The 421-nt window shown below is 54.4% G+C and carries 1 protein-coding gene; it reads left to right on the top strand.

Translation table 11 applies throughout. The annotated features are described in order from the left end of the window. Positions 1 to 316: hypothetical protein (locus tag MO867_RS22685; protein ID WP_252473398.1), on the top strand; the 316-nt coding region annotated here is incomplete at its 5' end. Positions 317 to 421: the final 105 nt, after the last annotated feature.

Raw genomic sequence — 421 nt, 5'->3', positions numbered from 1 at the left:
TATGCGCCCGGTGATCGCCTATGTCGAAGCCGGCACCGCCAAGCTCTACTGGTACGACAGCAGCGCCGGTGCGCAAACCACCAGCACCTGGCCCGGCATCATCACCCCGCGCCTGACCCTGGATGACAAGCGCAGCACTCAAACCAGTGCCAGTGATGTGATCTTTGCCTATTTAAACAATGGCCACCTCTACTACCGCCAACAGCGCGACCGCTATGAAATCGAATATCGGCTGCAGGAGAATGTGAACAGCCCCGGCCTGATTAAAATCGGCATGAACCGCCAATTCCGTCTGCAATTTTTATTAAAACCCTAGGTTTTTTTATGTCTGCTGCTTATCCCCTCTATGCCATCGTCGCCGAGATCTGCGAACGCGCCGGCGTGCCCTATGACAAATTCGATACCACCTTATTAGAGGGCT

The sequence above is a fragment of the Microbulbifer okhotskensis genome, from assembly GCF_023895975.1.
Lineage (GTDB): Bacteria > Pseudomonadota > Gammaproteobacteria > Pseudomonadales > Cellvibrionaceae > Microbulbifer > Microbulbifer okhotskensis.
The sequence above is the reverse complement of the archived record's forward strand: the minus strand, read 5'-3'. Positions and strand labels throughout refer to the sequence as shown.